At 60.3% G+C, this 16,139-nt stretch carries 17 protein-coding genes and 1 pseudogene; 11 read left to right on the top strand and 7 right to left on the bottom strand.

The genetic code is table 11. The annotated features are described in order from the left end of the window. Positions 1-10 precede the first annotated feature (10 nt). The 5 genes and pseudogenes from ugpE to rsmI all read right to left on the bottom strand — a co-directional run bounded on the left by ugpE (position 11) and on the right by rsmI (position 4,717). Positions 11-853, bottom strand: a complete 843-nt coding sequence (gene ugpE, locus WI754_RS06765; protein WP_349436924.1) for a sn-glycerol-3-phosphate ABC transporter permease UgpE — start codon at positions 851-853, stop codon at positions 11-13. Between the two features lie 14 nt (positions 854-867). After that, positions 868-1,692 carry an ABC transporter permease subunit gene (locus tag WI754_RS06770; RefSeq protein ID WP_349437749.1) on the bottom strand — a complete coding sequence of 275 codons (825 nt, stop codon included), beginning with the start codon at positions 1,690-1,692 and terminating at the stop codon, positions 868-870. 333 nt (positions 1,693-2,025) lie between these two features. Beyond that, entirely contained in the window at positions 2,026-3,324 is a 1,299-nt protein-coding gene (locus WI754_RS06775) for an extracellular solute-binding protein (protein ID WP_349436925.1), read from the bottom strand. A gap of 104 nt (positions 3,325-3,428) precedes the next feature. Continuing rightward, a pseudogene (locus WI754_RS06780) lies at positions 3,429-3,798 on the bottom strand (YraN family protein). Beyond that, the gene (gene rsmI, locus WI754_RS06785; RefSeq protein ID WP_349436926.1) at positions 3,788-4,717 is read right to left on the bottom strand and encodes a 16S rRNA (cytidine(1402)-2'-O)-methyltransferase; all 930 of its coding nucleotides are present in this window, start codon (positions 4,715-4,717) and stop codon (positions 3,788-3,790) included. The pseudogene WI754_RS06780 and the gene rsmI overlap by 11 nt, the downstream one beginning before the upstream one ends. 260 nt (positions 4,718-4,977) lie before the next feature. Here rsmI and dnaN point away from each other — a divergent pair, with 260 nt between their 5' ends. The 4 genes from dnaN (at position 4,978) to pyrF (ending at position 8,255) form a co-directional block, all read left to right on the top strand. Next, the gene (dnaN, locus tag WI754_RS06790; protein WP_349436928.1) at positions 4,978-6,096 is read left to right on the top strand and encodes a DNA polymerase III subunit beta; all 1,119 of its coding nucleotides are present in this window, start codon (positions 4,978-4,980) and stop codon (positions 6,094-6,096) included. Positions 6,097-6,358: 262 nt separating this feature from the next. Continuing rightward, entirely contained in the window at positions 6,359-6,961 is a 603-nt protein-coding gene (gene pmtA / locus WI754_RS06795; protein WP_349436929.1) for a phospholipid N-methyltransferase PmtA, read from the top strand. Positions 6,962-6,969: 8 nt separating this feature from the next. Continuing rightward, positions 6,970-7,560, top strand: a complete 591-nt coding sequence (locus WI754_RS06800; RefSeq protein ID WP_349436930.1) for a histidine phosphatase family protein — start codon at positions 6,970-6,972, stop codon at positions 7,558-7,560. Between the two features lie 2 nt (positions 7,561-7,562). Then, complete coding sequence (gene pyrF / locus WI754_RS06805; protein ID WP_349437750.1) at positions 7,563-8,255, top strand: orotidine-5'-phosphate decarboxylase; 693 nt, start codon at positions 7,563-7,565, stop codon at positions 8,253-8,255. Here the strand turns inward: pyrF and WI754_RS06810 are convergent, their stop codons facing one another. Next, positions 8,256-9,329, bottom strand: a complete 1,074-nt coding sequence (locus WI754_RS06810; protein WP_349436931.1) for a right-handed parallel beta-helix repeat-containing protein — start codon at positions 9,327-9,329, stop codon at positions 8,256-8,258. Between the two features lie 133 nt (positions 9,330-9,462). On the opposite strand from WI754_RS06810, the gene WI754_RS06815 reads away from it, so the two are divergent. The 3 genes from WI754_RS06815 (at position 9,463) to WI754_RS06825 (ending at position 11,257) form a co-directional block, all read left to right on the top strand. Continuing rightward, positions 9,463-9,750, top strand: coding sequence for a DUF1330 domain-containing protein (locus tag WI754_RS06815; RefSeq protein ID WP_349436933.1), 288 nt, complete (start codon positions 9,463-9,465; stop codon positions 9,748-9,750). A gap of 121 nt (positions 9,751-9,871) precedes the next feature. Continuing rightward, a complete protein-coding gene (locus WI754_RS06820) occupies positions 9,872-10,852 on the top strand; it encodes a complex I NDUFA9 subunit family protein (protein WP_349436935.1) in 981 nt (326 codons plus the stop codon). Positions 10,853-11,098: 246 nt separating this feature from the next. Beyond that, a complete protein-coding gene (locus WI754_RS06825; protein WP_349436937.1) occupies positions 11,099-11,257 on the top strand; it encodes a hypothetical protein in 159 nt (52 codons plus the stop codon). Between the two features lie 96 nt (positions 11,258-11,353). On the opposite strand, the gene WI754_RS06830 is transcribed toward WI754_RS06825, so the two are convergent. Next, positions 11,354-12,160: an undecaprenyl-diphosphate phosphatase gene (locus tag WI754_RS06830; RefSeq protein WP_349436938.1), complete on the bottom strand. Its 807-nt coding sequence runs from the start codon at positions 12,158-12,160 to the stop codon at positions 11,354-11,356. Between the two features lie 172 nt (positions 12,161-12,332). Between WI754_RS06830 and WI754_RS06835 the strand changes: the two genes are divergently transcribed. The 4 genes from WI754_RS06835 (at position 12,333) to WI754_RS06850 (ending at position 15,956) form a co-directional block, all read left to right on the top strand. Further along, the gene (locus tag WI754_RS06835; protein ID WP_037125542.1) at positions 12,333-13,025 is read left to right on the top strand and encodes a glutathione S-transferase family protein; all 693 of its coding nucleotides are present in this window, start codon (positions 12,333-12,335) and stop codon (positions 13,023-13,025) included. Positions 13,026-13,068: 43 nt separating this feature from the next. Beyond that, positions 13,069-14,253: a tRNA epoxyqueuosine(34) reductase QueG gene (gene queG, locus WI754_RS06840; protein ID WP_349437751.1), complete on the top strand. Its 1,185-nt coding sequence runs from the start codon at positions 13,069-13,071 to the stop codon at positions 14,251-14,253. Continuing rightward, entirely contained in the window at positions 14,253-15,125 is an 873-nt protein-coding gene (locus tag WI754_RS06845; protein ID WP_349436940.1) for an SDR family oxidoreductase, read from the top strand. Before queG ends, WI754_RS06845 begins: the two co-directional genes overlap by 1 nt. Before the next feature lie 459 nt (positions 15,126-15,584). Beyond that, positions 15,585-15,956, top strand: a complete 372-nt coding sequence (locus tag WI754_RS06850; protein ID WP_349436941.1) for a septal ring lytic transglycosylase RlpA family protein — start codon at positions 15,585-15,587, stop codon at positions 15,954-15,956. Positions 15,957-16,139 lie beyond the last annotated feature (183 nt).

Genomic DNA, 16,139 nt, shown 5'->3' on the forward strand with positions numbered 1-16,139 from the left:
CAAGTCTCCTTTACTTGTCGCTTTCGGTCAGGCCCTTGATGAACCAGCGCTGGAAGATCATGACGATCATCACCGGCGGCAGCATGGCGAGGATCGCCAGGGCAAAGGCCTGATTGTAATCGGGAATGTTGGAGCCGACCCAGACGAGCAGGATCTGCTTGATGCCGCGCACCAGCGTGAAGAAGCTCTCGTCGGTGGTCATCAGCGTCGGCCAGAGATACTGGTTCCAGCCATAGACGAACATGATGATGAAGATCGCCGCCATCATCGTTTTCGACAAAGGCACGATCACGTCGATGAAGAACTTGAACGGCCCGGCGCCGTCGATGCGGGCGGCTTCGAGCAGTTCGTCGGGGATCGACTTGAAGAACTGGCGGAAATAGAAGGTGCCGGTGGCTGACGCCAGAAGCGGCACGATCAGGCCGGTATAGGTGTTGGTGAGATGCAGCGTGTTCATCACCTCGTAGGAGGGCAGGATGCGCACCTCGAGCGGCAGAAGCAGGGTCGTGAAAATCATCCAGAAGGTGATGGTCGCAAAGCGGAAGCGGAAATAGACCAGCGCATAGGCGGCCAGCATCGACAGGATGATCTTGCCGGCGGCGAAGCCGAGGCCGAGGATCAGCGAATTCATCATCATCCGGAGACCGGTGATCTTGCCGGTGAAGCCGCCCTCTTTGGTCAGCACGGTATTGTAGGTCTCGGCGAAATGGCCGCCTGGCAGAATCTGCAGGCCGTTGCGGTGGATGTCGGCCGCTTCGTGGCTGGAGGTCATCAGCGCCACTAGCAGCGGCCCGACCATGATGAAGACGCCGAAGAGCAGGATGAAATGATCGAAAAGTTTCGTGCGATGCATGGTCTCGCCTCTGCTCAACTGTAGTGGACGCGCCGCTCGATGAAGCGGAACTGGAAGATGGTGAGCACGAAGACGATGATCATCAGGATGACCGACTGGGCCGAGGAGCCGCCGAGATCATTGCCGCGGAAGCCGTCCATGTAGACCTTGTAGACCAGCGTGATCGGGTTGTTGGCGGCCTTGTCCTTCACCATCACGTCGATGACGCCGAAGGTGTCGAACAGGGCATAGGTCGTATTGATGATCAGCAGGAAGAAGGCGGTCGGGGCGAGCAGCGGCAGGATGACGGTCCAGAAACGGCGGAAGCCGGAGCGGCAGTCCATCAGTGCTGCCTCGCGCACCGAAACCGGGATACCCTGCAGGCCGGAGAGGAAGAAGATGAAGTTGTAGGGGATCTGCTTCCAGACCGAGACGACGATCATCGCAAGGGCAGTATCATAGTAGTCGAGGCCGACCTTGATATCCCAGCCGAACAGGCCTGCAAATTTCACCAGCGGGCCGATGTGCTGGTCGAACATCATCATGCCCATCAGGCCGGCGACCGGCGGGGCAATGGCATAGACCCAGATCAGCAGGGTCTTGTAGGCGGCATTCCCGCGGATCACGCCATCGGCCTTGACGGCAAGCAGGAGGCCGATCGCCAGCGAGAAAAAGGTGACGAGGGCTGTAAAGACGGCGGTGAAGCGGGCGATGCCGAGGTACTCGGTTGATTTCATCACGTCGGTATAGTTGGCGAGCCCGACGAAGGTGGAGCCGAAGCCGAAGGGGTCCTCAAGGTAGAAGGACGACTGGACCGCCTGAACCGAAGGCCAATAGAAGAAGATGACGATGATCGCCATCTGCGGGGCGAGGAAGAGATAGGGCAGGAGGGGCGAGTTGAACTGCACGCGTTTGGCGGAGGTGTCTTCCGGCGGCTTGCTGGCCGATTTGCGGAGATCGAAGATGCGCCAAAACCCGCCGGCTGCGGGGGCGGCGAGCGTGCTTGACATTGCCGAGGGAAGTGGCGTGTTCGTCATGGTGCAGCCTTTAGGGCAGAGGAAGTGTCGGCGATCACGAAGCGAACTCCCTCCCCCTTCTGGGGAGGGTTTGGGGGGGGACTGTGGCCTTGGCAAGAACCCCTCCCCATCGCTTCGCTCCGACCCTCCCCACAAGGGGGAGGGGAAGATCAGAACTTAACCAGCCGTCTTTGCGAAGCGGGCGAGAAGTTCGTTGCCTTCCTTCTCGATCGTGTCGAAGGCGTCCTTGACGGAGACTTCGCCCGAGAAGATGCGGCCGTATTCGCGTTCCATGATTTCGCGGATCTGCGGGTAGAAGCCGAGGCGATAGCCCTTCGACCATTCGCCGGCCGGCAGGAGCAGCTGCTTGATGCCGATTTCGGCGGCCGGCTTCTCGTTGTAGTAGCCTTCAGCCTTGGCAAGCTCGTAGGCAGCCTTGGTAATGGCGACGTAGCCGGTTGCCTGATGGTAGAACTTCTGCACTTCCGGCGAGGTCAGGAACTGGAAGAAGTCGGCCACGCACTTGTTTTCTTCGTCCGACTTGCCCGACATTGCAAAGAGGGCAGCGCCGCCGATGAAGGACGAGGTGCCGGCGCCCTTGATCGAACCCCAATAGGGCAGGAATGTTGCCGAGAACGGCATCTGCGCCGTCTTCTGCAGGCCGCCGAAGGAGCCCGAGGAGCCGATCCACAGTGCAGCCTTGTTTTCTTCGAACATCTTCTGGTTATCGTTCCAGCCGGCGCCGTAGAAGCCAAAGTAGCCTTCGTCCTTCCAGGCCTTCAGCTTGTCGAACATCATGATGAGGTTCGGGTCGGTGACCTTCAGCTGGGTGTCGACGACGCTGTCATAGCCGTTGTTGTTGGTGGCGAACTGGATGTTGTTGCGCGAGAAGAAGTTCTCGGTGAACTGCCAGGTCAGCTGCGATTGGACGAGCGGGATGAAGCCGGCTTCCTTGAGCTTCGGAGCGATGGCTTCGAATTCTTCCCAGGTCTTCGGCGCTTCAACGCCGGCCTTCTTCAGGGCTTCGTCGTTGATGTACATGATCGGGGCCGAGGAGTTGAACGGCATGCCGACGAACTTGCCTTCGCTGTCGGCATAGAAGTAGCGAACGCCGTCGATGAAGGCGTTGCGGTCGAACGTGTAGCCTGCCTTGGTGATCAGGTCTTCAGCCGGAATGACGGCGCCCTTGGCGTTGATGATCGTCGCTGCACCGGCGTCGAAAACCTGCAGGATGTTCGGCTGTTCGCCCGAACGGAAAGCGGCGATGCCGGAAGCAAGCGCTTCCTCATAGGTGCCCTTGGAAACCGGGGTGAGCGCACACGTCGTCTGCGATGCGTTGAATTTGGTGGCAACTTCGTTGATGACTTCGCCGTTGCGGCCGGCCATGCCGTGCCACCAGGTGATGTTCGTCGCGGCAAAGGAGGAGGTGGCGGAGAAGGCCAGCACGAGGCCGGTCATCGTGAATTTCCTGATCATGGCAGTTCCTTTCACCAGGGTTAAGGTGAGGAACCGGCTACTGGCCTTTCATGACGTGGCGATAACGCTTTTGTGTCGATTCAACTACAACTGTGCACAGCTGTTCAAAAGGCATCGGGAAGATGGATCGGCCAACGCCAGGGGATAACGCAAATGATGTCGTAACGAACGGAAAGACGGGGCAAAATCCGGCTGTTTCGCCAGCCAAAGGTCGCTTGCCGCGCGGATGCGCCGCTGTGCAAAATCCGAAACCGCAAAAAGGGAATCGTCCAGCGAGCGGCGGGCCTTCACCTCAACGCAGGCGATCAGATTGCCCTTGCGTGCAATGATGTCGATCTCGCCCAGTTTGGTGCGATAGCGGAAGGCGACGATGCGGTAGCCTTTCACCAGGAGCGACAGGGCCGCGTGGTACTCGGCGAGCGAGCCGCGCCTGAGCGCCTTCAACCGTTTCCTGTCGGGCGGTTCACGCGTCATTCCGGTCCTTGAGCTCCAGCAACCGGTCGTAAAGATCCTTGCGGTTGAGGCCGGTCTGCTTGGCTGCCTCGGTCGCCGCCTTGCCGGTCGGCATATCCTTGACCAGTTTCAAGAGAATGGCATCGACATCGTCGGCTTCCGGTGCCGCGGGCGCTTCCGGCGGGCCGATGACAAGCACGATCTCGCCTTTGACGGTGGCACCCTCGTCGTAAAAGGCCTTGAGCTCGGCCAGCGTGCCGCGGCGGAATTCCTCGAAGGTCTTGGTCAGTTCGCGGCAGACGGACGCCCGGCGTTCGCCCCCGAGCACATCATGGGCGGCAACGATTGTGGCGGCGATCCGGTGCGGGGATTCGAAGAACATCAGCGTCGCGGGAACGGTGGCGAGTTCCGCAAGCCTGTCGCGGCGAGCCTTGTCCTTGGAGGGCAGGAAGCCCGCGAAGAGAAAAGCATCGTTGGGAAGGCCCGAGCCGACCAGCGCAGCAAGCGGCGCGGAAGCGCCTGGGATCGGAACAACGCGATGACCAGCCTCGATGGCGATCTGGCCGAGCCGATAGCCGGGATCGGAGACCAGCGGCGTGCCCGCATCGGAGACGAGAGCGACGGATTTGCCCTCGTCAAGCGCGGAGAGCAGTTTCGGCCCGACCTCGTTGGCATTGTGCTCGTGATAGGCATAAGGCCGGTTGACGATGCCATAGCGGTCGAGCAGCACGCGGGTGACGCGGGTGTCCTCGCAGGCAAGCACGTCGGCGCCGGCCAGCGTTTCGAGCGCGCGAAGTGTGATGTCGGAAAGATTGCCGATCGGGGTGGCGACAAGATAGAGCGCCGGTTCCAGCGGGCGGGCGGGCACAGTGACATTGTGCAGCCGGTAGCTCTTGTGCTTCTCGTTTGCCAGTGTTTCGCCCGATGCCTGCTTTTCCAAAATTGCGTACCCTTAATACCGCTATCCGCCGTCAAGCCGGCGTCTGATCTTTATGGGTGAGCGGTCGCGCTTCGGCAAGAGCGGCGAATTCCGGCCGTGGCGAACATTACTGGGGTCCGGCCGCCGTTACCCCTTGCTTTTCACAGCTTGTTTCTGCCATTTTGCCTGTCCACATCTTTCCCGTCCGAAAGCGGGCACTTTTAAAAGTTCAAGCCGGGAGGCGCGGCCCGCCCGGCGATGGTTGAAAGCGGTAGCATCCCATGCGCATTACTCTCGAGCGGTCCAATCTCCTGAAGTCGCTGAACCACGTTCACCGCGTGGTCGAGCGGCGCAACACCATTCCAATCCTCTCGAACGTGCTCTTGCGCTCCGATGGTGCCAGCCTCGAAATGAAGGCGACCGACCTCGATTTGGAAATCACCGAAGCGACGCCGGCACAGGTGGAGCAGGCTGGCGCGACGACGGTTCCGGCGCATCTACTCTATGACATTGTGCGCAAGCTGCCGGACGGCTCCGAGGTCCTGCTGGCGACCAATGCCGAAGGTACGGCGATGACGGTCGCCTCCGGCCGCTCGAAATTCTCGCTGCAGTGCCTGCCGCAGTCCGATTTCCCGGATCTCACCGCCGGAACGTTCACAAATAGCTTCCGCATCAAGGCCACCGATCTGAAGATGCTGATCGATCGCACCCAGTTCGCGATCTCGACGGAAGAAACCCGCTACTATCTGAACGGCATCTATATCCACACGATCGAAAGCAAGGGCCAGCTCAAGCTGCGCGCTGTTGCGACCGACGGCCACCGTCTCGCCCGCGCCGACCTGGAAGCGCCGGCCGGTTCCGAAGGCATGCCGGGCATCATCATCCCGCGCAAGACCGTCAGCGAGCTGCAGAAGCTGGTCGACAATCCGGATGTGGTTGTCACGGTCGAGGTCTCGGATGCCAAGATCCGGCTCACCATCGGCTCGATTATCATGACCTCGAAGCTGATCGACGGCACCTTCCCCGACTATCAGCGCGTCATTCCTACCAATAACGACAAGGAACTGAAGATCGATTGCCAGTCCTTCGCCCAGGCCGTCGACCGCGTGTCCACGATCTCCTCGGAGCGCGGCCGTGCCGTCAAGCTGGCCCTTTCCGACGGGCAATTGACGCTGACCGTCAACAACCCGGATTCGGGAAGTGCGACAGAAGAACTGCCGGTCGGCTATGATAGCGATCCTCTGGAAATCGGCTTCAACGCCAAATATCTGCTCGATATCACCGCGCAGCTTTCCGGCACCGACGCCGTCTTCATGCTCGCCGATCCCGGCTCGCCGACGCTCGTCCGCGACATGGCAGGCGACGACGCGCTCTATGTTCTGATGCCGATGCGCGTCTAGGCCTCACCATCTCAGGTCTGAAGCGACGACCGGACCAGTCTCCGGCCGTTGTCATTTCTGATTGAAGGGCACTCGTTGGTAGCAAGACCATCGCAGCCTTTTTCCGCGCTGGCGGGCAAGTCAGCTGTTGGCATGTTGATTTAGTGACGCGAAACGACTTGTTTTTGTCGCAGTCAGCGACACATAATCAAGTCGTAATTGAAGACGCTGCGCTGCAACGACATGATGTACTGTTCCGGGCGCGGGCGACGTAGTGGTGGAGATGCGTATGAATTTTCGTCTGAAAGAGCGTCTTGGCAAGAAATTCGACGAGGAAATTCGTTTCTTCAAGGGATGGCGGAGCAACATGAAGGCAGTCGGCTCGATTGTGCCGACATCTGGAATAACCGCCCGACGAATGGCAAGTGTCGTCAATCCGCATTCGGGCCTTCCCGTTCTCGAGCTTGGCCCCGGCACCGGCGTCATCACCAAGGCGATCTTGCAGAAGGGCGTGCAGCCGCAGAACCTGGTCTCGGTCGAGTTCTCCACCGATTTCTTTCAGCATCTCGTCAAGGCCTATCCCGGCGTCGATTTCATCAATGGCGACGCCTTCGATCTCGAAAAGACGCTGGGCGCGCGCAAGGACCAGACGTTCGACAGCGTCGTTTCCGCCGTGCCGCTTCTGAACTTTCCGATGCATATGCGTGTATCGCTGATCGAGGATCTGTTGTCGCGCATTCCCGTCGGTCGTCCGGTCGTCCAGATTTCCTACGGCCCGCTGTCGCCGGTCGTCGCCATGCCGGATCGCTATCAGATCTCCCACTATGACTTCGTCGTGCGCAACATTCCGCCCGCGCAATTGTGGGTCTACCGCAAAACCCATTGAGGGCTCCGGTGTTCGGCATCTACGTCACACATCCGCAGGTCCGTATCGACCCGGATGTGCCGGTTCCGTGCTGGGGATTGTCCGAGCTTGGCACAGCCCGATCGGAGATGGCCGCGCGATGCGGTTGGGCAAGACAGCTCACGCGCATTCTGTCGAGCGACGAGACCAAGGCGCTTGAAACCGCGGTAATTCTCGCAAGGCCGGTCGGCATCGACATCGAGGTGCTGGAACATGCGGGCGAGAACGATCGGTCTGCCACTGGCTTTCTGGCACCCGATGAGTTCGAAAAGGCGGCAGACTGGTTTTTCGCCAATCCCGATCAGAGTTTTCACGGCTGGGAGCGTGCCGTCGACGCTCAAGCCCGTATTGTTTCCACGGTTTCGTCCGTGCTCGATAGGCACGATCCGTCGAGGCCGATCGCCTTCGTCGGCCACGGCGGTGTCGGCACGCTCTTGAAATGCCATCTCGCCGGCCTGCCCATCGCGCGCAGCCATGACCAGCCGGGCGGTGGCGGCAATCTCTTTGCGTTTGCCCTTGCGGACCGGTCCCTTGCATGCGATTGGAGGCCGTTTGAGCTCTGGCAAGGATGGCAACAATGACTGTGACCGCGCGCGACCGGCTGATCGTCGGCCTTGATATCCCCACCATCGGCGAAGCCGAGACGATCGTCAAAACGCTCGGTGACGATGTGCTGTTCTACAAGATCGGCTATCAGCTGGCCTTTGCCGGCGGGCTCGAATTCGCCCGCCATCTTGCCAGCGACGGCAAGAAGGTCTTTCTCGACATGAAACTGCTCGATATCGACAACACCGTTGCCAAGGGCGTCGAGAACATTGTCAAGATGGGCATGTCGATGCTGACGCTGCACGCCTATCCAAAGGCGATGAAGGCGGCCGTCGAGGCGGCGCGCGGCTCGGACCTCTGCCTGCTTGGCGTCACCGTGCTGACCTCGATGGATGCGCAGGACGTCATCGACGCCGGCTACCAGCTTGACTCGCAAGCCCTGGTGCTTCGCCGCGCCGAACAGGCACGGGCGGCCGGCATGGGTGGTATCGTCTGCTCGGCCGAGGAAGCCTCGGCGGTGCGCAAGATCGTCGGTCCCGACATGGCGATCGTCACCCCCGGCATCCGTCCGGCCGGCAGCGACAGGGGCGATCAGAAGCGGGTGATGACCCCGGCCGATGCGCTTTCCGCCGGATCGAGCCACCTCGTCGTCGCCCGCCCCATCGTCAAGGCCGCCGATCCCAGGGCTGCAGCGCTTGCCATTCTCGATGAAATGACAGGCGCGCTCTGACTATTCGGCGTTGCCTGTGATCACATTGCTCGGATCGGAGTTGCGAATGAGGGATGCCCCGCCACGGATCAGGCGGTTGCCCGTCACCGTGTTGAACTGCGCGAAATCGAGGGAACTGAGACTGCTGCCAAAGGGATAGGCGGGATTTCGGAAACAGTAGCGCTGGGCGCCATTGCGTGAGTTGAGCCAGACGGCGGGCTTGGCCAGGAAAGCCATCCGATAGGTGAACGTGTTGCCGGAAATCGTGTTGTGCTGAGGCTTCTGGTGCCGGATCGTCCCGCCCTCGCCGCAGTTGCGATAAAGAAAAACGCCGCCGCCGGCCGGATTATCGAAGATGTTTGCGGTAATCACATTGTCAGCGGAGCCGTCGATGGCGATCTGTTCACGTCCGCTCTCGACAGCAAACCGGTTCCCGCTGATCGTGTTTCGCGCCGATTCGGCATCGAGATAGAGGGCTGGTCCATTGCTCTCGCCGGCCAATACGGATTTTTCCAACCGTGTCCCGGTCACCCCGGGACCGACATAGAGCGGAACCCTGCCATCCGCGACAATCGTCAAGCCGGACAGCGCGATACGGGAGGGGGCCGCGGCCTGGGCATGGGCCGTATGATCGGCGTTCAGCGACGACAGGCGCACCTCTTTTGCCTGGCCGTTGGTGCCCAGTCCCTGCAGGCGCAACGCGCCGTTGATGGTGCAGTTGCGCACTGTGACGCCCGAGGGTGCGCTCCAGTCGGCCCCCTTGCCTTTCGTGGAGCGGATGAGCACCGTCGGCTTGCCGAAGTTGATTGTCCCGCGCGATCCGTCAAGCGTCGCGCCCCTGCAATCGAGTGTCACGCCAGACGCCGCTGCGCCGGAGAAGATGAGGCGCTTGGTGATGATGTCTGTGGGCTTGAGCGTCAGGTCGCAACGGACCTCGACCTGTGCGTCCTGTTTCGTTGCCGGTGCCGCTACGGCGGCGTAGACGTCGGGTGCGCATTGCATGGGCTTTGCGAGGGCGGGATGCGTGTTTCCCAGCCAGAGATACAAGCCGGACATGACTCCCAGCATGGCCACGGTTCTACCGAATGAAATCATGTCTGACATCCCGGGGTCCGGCCTTCGAAGGTGCCGTTCTGCAAAGAGAGCGGCCCGCCTTGACCGGTCAAGTGAATTGGCGGAAGAAACTGAAGCAATAGTGACGGGTTGCGGTGAAAATGGGGAGACGGTCATGGCAAAAGGGTACTGGATTGCACGCGTCGACGTCCGCGATGCCGAGCGCTACAAGGACTACGTCGCGGCCGCAAAACCGGCTTTTGAAAAATACGGCGCCAATTTTCTTGCTCGCGGCGGTGCTTTCCAGCGCCTGGAGGGGGATGTCCGATCCCGCAACGTGGTGATCGAGTTCCCATCGCTGCAGGCGGCGATCGATTGCTACAATTCGCCCGAATACCAGATCGCGGCGGCAATCCGGCAGGAGGTGGCGAGTGCCGAAATGGTGGTCGTCGAAGGCGTCTGAGCGGTGTCTCGTACCGCGGCGGAAAACGGCAGAAAAGCCTTGGCGATAAGCCTTCCCGTCGCCCGATGATTGGGCTATGTAGCACACACAGACCACGCTGAAGATCAGGAGTGCCGCCGTCATGACCTTGTCCAATCTCCCCCCGCTCGTTACCGTTTTCGGCGGGTCCGGATTTGTCGGCCGTCATGTCGTGCGCGCGCTTGCAAAACGCGGTTTCCGCATCCGCGTTGCGGTCCGCCGTCCGGATCTGGCAGGCTTTCTGCAGCCACTCGGCAATGTCGGCCAGATTTCATTGGTTCAGGCCAACCTGCGTTACCGTCAATCGGTCGATGCGGCGGTTCACGGCGCCGATCATGTCGTCAATTGTGTCGGCATCCTGTTCGAAAGCGGCCGCAACACCTTCGATTCGGTTCAGGATTTTGGTGCCCGCGCCGTGGCCGAGGCCACGCGTGGTGTCGGTGCGACCTTGACCCATATTTCCGCCATCGGCGCCGATGCCAATAGCGAATCGCTTTATGCGAAGTCGAAAGGCCGGGCGGAAAAGGCGATCCTGGAGACCGTTCCCGAAGCGGTCATCCTGCGCCCGTCGATCATCTTCGGACCCGAGGACGGCTTCTTCAACAAATTTGCCGAAATGGCCCGCTTCTCGCCGGTCCTGCCGCTGGTCGGCGGCGGCAAGACGGCATTCCAGCCGGTCTATGTCGCGGATGTCGCCGAAGCGGTTGCCAGGGCCATCGAGGGCAAGGTTGCCAAGGGCAAGACCTATGAACTCGGCGGGCCGGAAGTCCTGACTTTCAAGAACTGTCTCGAGATCATGCTGAAGATCATCGATCGCAAGCGCACGCTGCTGCCGATTCCGTTCGGCATTGCGTCGCTGATGGGTTCCGTTGCCTCGCTGGTGCCCTTCGTGGCACCGCCGATCACGCCCGACCAGGTCATTCTGCTGAAGCGCGACAACGTTGTTTCCGATAGTGCGCAGGCCGAAGGCCGCACGCTGCAGGCTTTCGGCATTGAGGCGACCTCGGTCGAAGCGATCCTGCCATCCTACATGGTGCGTTACCGTCCACAGGGGCAGTATACCCGGTCCGGTGGTGCCGCCTGACCGCGCCTTGACCTGTCAAAACCGGGTTGTAATCGAGCCGCCGGTTCCCCCGGCGGTTTCTTTTTGCCTGCCTCAAAGCAAAGCGTTGCAGTTCTGCCGCACTAGAAAAAGCGATTGGTCTTTACCGTCGATTCAGCATCTGTCGATATTGATAACGACTGTTCCAGCGCATAGACAACAGCCGCGCCGCGTCCTCCTGTTTCGGAAGAACGGCACCGTCATACCATCTTGAGAGGCACTTTTTTCATGGGCAAGTCGATCGCAATTTTCTTTGCGTGCGCGGCACTTATCGTTCTGGCTGGATCCTTCGCTGCGCCGAAGACTGTCGCCAGCAACCACAGCTGTGCACCGGCCTATGGCGTCGACCCCTGCACCACAGCATCGATCGGCACGACCGCCGAATAAGAATTTCCGCCTCATTTTGAGGCGGCCTAGTTTCATGGCGGGGGCCAGGGGCCGCATGCAGTCTCGCAAGGGACTGCATGCGGTTTTTTATTGCGGTCAGCCGAACAGCCAGAGACCGATGAGGCCCGCTGCGCCGACAACGATGCGCCAGATGGCGAACGGTGCAAAGCCGCGGCTGGAGACGAAATTCAACAGCGAGCGCACGACGACCAGCGCCGCCACGAAGGCGGCGACGAAGCCGACGGCTATCAGCGACACATCATCGAAGTTCAGCGCGTTGCGATTCTTGTAGAGGTCGAGCGTGAAGGCGCCGAGCATGGTGGGCATGGCGAGGAAGAACGAGAACTCGGCGGCGGAGCGCTTGTCGGTTCCCATCAGCAATGCGCCGGCAATGGTCGCGCCCGAGCGGGAGGTGCCGGGGATCATCGCCAGGCATTGGAAAAGCCCGATCTTCAGGGCGAGCGACGGCGGATAGTCCATGACGTCGCGATATTTCGGCTTCAGCGGCAAACGGTCGATCGCATAAAGGACGATGCCGCCGAGGATCAGCACGATGCAGATCAGCATCGGCGTTTCGAACAGCACGCTCTTGATGAAATCATGTGCTATGGCGCCGATGACCGCAGCCGGCAGGAAGGCGAGAAGGATCGACAGGACGAATTGCCGCGCCTTGGCGCTGGAGGGCAGGGCGGCTGCGATCGACAGGAGGCGCTGGAAATAGACGAGCAGGATCGCGAGGATGGCGCCGAGCTGGATGAGCACGGCAAAGGTGTTTCCGGGGGATTTGAATCCGAGGAAATGCCCGGCAAGCAGCACATGCGCGGTCGAAGACACCGGAATGAATTCGGTCAGGCCCTCGATTAAACCGAGGACAAGCGCACTGATGATCGATTGATCGGCCATGAATTAAGTATCCCTGAAGCATTGGGGGTTAAGGTCTGGGACCATCGAAGGGCACTGGCTGATTCGCTTGTGTTTGCGCCAGCAAGTTCCTATAGCTTTTTCAAACGCGCCGTGGCCAGACCAAACCGCCGCGACAAACCATCCCCCAATCGAACTGACGAAACCCGATCGAATGCCAACTCTCTATCACCACCCCATGTCGACTGCTTCCCGGTTCGTGCGCCTGATCCTTTCGGAGTACGGTTATCAGACGGAACTGGCCGAAGAGCAGCCCTGGGAGAAGCGGCGGGACTTCCTGACCCTCAATCCCGCAGGAACCCTGCCGGTCTATGTCGATGACAGCATGCGGGCGCTCTGTGGCGCGACCGTGATCTCCGAATATCTCGACGAGACCAACGGCGTTCTGAAGCGCGATCGCCGGCTTCTGGCGGAAGACCCGTTCCAGCGTGCGGAAATCCGTCGGCTGGCCGAATGGTTCCTGCAGAAGATGGAAGCCGATGTGACGCGACCCTTGGTGCGTGAGCGCATTTTCAAGCTGCAGATGACCCCGGACCAGGGTGGCGGCGCGCCGGATTCGAAGGTCCTTCGCACGTCGCGTTCGAATATTCGCCAGCATCTGAAATATCTGGGCTGGCTTGCCGGCTCGCGCACCTATCTGGCCGGCGACCGGCTGTCCTATGCGGATCTTGCCGCCGCCGCGGCAATCTCCGTGCTCGATTATCTCGGCGAGATCGATTGGGCGGAGGTTCCGGCGGTGAAGGATTGGTACCAGCGGCTGAAATCCCGGCCATCCTTCAGGCCGCTGCTTGCGGAGCGCGTGCGCGGCGTTACCCCCGTATCGCACTACGCTGATCTCGATTTTTAGGGCATGATGCCGGGAACTCATGAAACGGTTTTCGGTCAATATCATGCGCCAGCGACAAGAGAGCCTCGCGCCCGGGGATGCGCTCCAGACGGACAAACTCGACAGGAGGCGTGAGGTGCTCACCAGCTTCCTCAAGGACGAGGCGCGCGACAAGGGTTTCGATGTCTGCCGCGTAACGCGCCCGGACTCCATTCCCCAGGCGCCGGAGCGCCTCGCCGATTTTCTGGGCCAGGGTTATCACGGCACGATGGACTGGATGGCGGAGACGGCGGATCGCCGCGCCGATCCCCGCGTGCTGTGGGGCGATGTGCGATCCGTCGTGCTCTTCGGCATGAATTACGGGCCCGGGGAGGACCCGCGCTCCAGTCTCGAACGATCCGATCGTGGGGCCATTTCGGTCTATGCGCAGAACCGCGACTATCACGACGTCATCAAGGGCAAGCTCAAGGAAGTCGCAACGCGTTTTGCCGCAAGGGCGGGCGAAGACGTCAAGGTCTTCGTCGATACGGCGCCCGTCATGGAAAAGCCGTTGGCTGAACAGGCGGGTCTCGGCTGGCAGGGCAAGCACACCAATCTCGTCAGCCGCGAATTTGGCTCCTGGCTGTTTCTCGGCAGCCTGTTCACCACGGCGGACCTGCTGATCGACGAACCCGAGCGGGATCATTGTGGCTCCTGCCGTGCCTGTCTCGACGCCTGCCCGACGGACGCCTTTCCGGCCCCCTACAAAATCGATGCGCGCCGCTGCATTTCCTACCTGACGATCGAGCACAGGGGGCCGATCGATCCGGCCCTGCGCCCCCTGATCGGCAATCGCATCTATGGCTGCGACGACTGTCTGGCCGCCTGCCCGTGGAATAAGTTCGCCGCTAGCGCCTCCGAGATGAAACTGAAGGCGCGCGAGGATCTGAAGGCGCCACCCTTGTCGTTCCTGCTGACGCTCGATGATGCTTCATTCCGTGCATTCTTCTCCGGCTCCCCGGTCAAGCGCATCGGCCGCGACCGGTTCGTGCGCAACTGTCTGATCGCCGCCGGCAATTCCGGCGATGCCGGGCTGATTGATGTCTGCGCGACCTTGTCCAAGGATATGTCGCCGACGGTGCGCGGCATGGCGGTCTGGGCGTTGTCACGATTGATGAGGGCTGGCGATTTCGCGAATTTTGCGGCAAGACGGCAAAGCGAGGCCGACACCGAGGTGCTCGCCGAATGGAAACTGGCAGGAGTTGCCTGATGCATGTTCTGATCCTGGGCGCCGGTTTTTCCGGCTCGGCCATCGCCAAGGCTTTTTTGCCCTTGGCGCAATCGGTCACCGGAACGACGCGGTCGGAAGACAAACTCGGCGACCTTCGCGGGCTCGGAATCGATGCGCTTGTCTATGACGGCGTCAGCATCTCGCCGGAACTCACCTCCGCGATGAAGCGGACGACGCACCTGATCCAGTCCATCGCGCCGGGCCGTGAGGGCGATCCGATGATGCGCGCCGAAACGCCACCGCTTGCCGAACTGATGCCGAACCTGAAATGGGCAGCCTATCTCTCGACGGTTGGCGTCTATGGCGATCACGGCGGCTCCTGGGTAACGGAGGAGGCGTCGCTTGAGCCGGTGTCTGCCCGCTCGGTGGAGCGCGTCGCGGCGGAAAAAGCGTGGCTTGCCTTCGGCCAAGACAGCAATATCCCGGTCGCGGTGCTGCGCCTTTCCGGCATCTACGGCCCCGGTCGCAATGCGTTCTGCAATCTCGAAGCCGGTACGGCCCGCCGCCTTATCAAGCCCAACCAGGTTTTCAATCGGATCCGGGTCGAGGATATTGCAGGCGCGGCACTCTTTCTGGCGGAGAAATCGATCGGTGGCATCTTCAACGTCACCGACCATGAGCCTGCGCCGCCGCAGGACATCGTTGCCGAGGCTGCACGGCTGATGGGTGTCAGCCCGCCGCCCGAGATCCCCTTCGAGGAGGCCGAATTGTCTCCCATGGCACGGTCGTTCTATGGCGAGAACAAGCGGGTTTCGAATGCGCGCCTTCGCAATCTCGGCTTCGTCTTTCGCTTTCCAGACTATCGGATTTCGCTAGCGGAATTATGGAATGGCGGCCATTGGCGCGGATGATCTTTCAAGTATAAGCGATTACCGATAGTCTACGGATTACTTTCGATAGATCGGAGAATTCCGAACCGAAATATTCATGTTTTTCCGGCGAATTCTTCTATCGGAATGGCAAGAACATCAGATTTTATTTTCCGAATGAACGCAACTTAAGCGGGATTTTGCGATTTTCTAGCTTTCAACTCGGCTAAATGTGGCGCTTTTCAAAAAATTGAATCATTTTTCAGAGGCCTGCACGCATTGGCGTCCGTGCAAGAGGCTGATTTTGGCTTAATAACTGATTCCAAAGCATTTCCGCGGATATGTGGCAGAAATTCAAAATTTCGTGATTTTAATTTTTCGTAGATTGTCAATATATCCTAATGCAAAGTTAAAGGTTGAGGCACTTTTTTGCCATTTTTAATTCGGACAAACTTACCCTTCGTAAGAACTTTCTAATTTTCACACGATGGGGATATACGTTTGGCGAAGACAAAGCTGACGTCGGCTGCATTGGCAGCATTCTTTGCCTTGGGGGCAACACTTACTTCCGTTACATCAAGCCACGCCGCAGGATCGGGCTGCGGCGGTGCATCCTGGTACGCGCTTTCCTCGCGCACCGCGTCCGGCGAACGGATGAACGCCAAATATCTGACGGCGGCTCACCGGAACCTCAAGTTCGGCACCAAGGTCGCTGTCACCAATAAGCGCAACGGCAAGACGGTTGTCGTGCGCATCAACGATCGTGGTCCCTTCATTCGCGGCCGCGTCATCGATCTTTCCAAAGCTGCCGCCTCCCATATCGGCATGATCCGCTCGGGAACCGCCAGCATCTGCTATCGCGTCGTCAGCTGACGGCGAAAACGTGCCTGTCCGGGTTTTGTTCCGGCCGGGTTTGATCCGGCATGATCGGGAAGGGCGCTTCTGTCTCCCGTATCGGCCACGACCTCGCATCTGCTCAGCAATCGTCACCTGCCGCGGCATCCCGGCTTGCTCTTGACGGCCATCACCGCTACCACGGCGGAAAATGGAGTTCGA

Origin of the sequence: Pararhizobium sp. A13, from assembly GCF_040126305.1 — a bacterium.
GTDB lineage: Bacteria > Pseudomonadota > Alphaproteobacteria > Rhizobiales > Rhizobiaceae > Pararhizobium.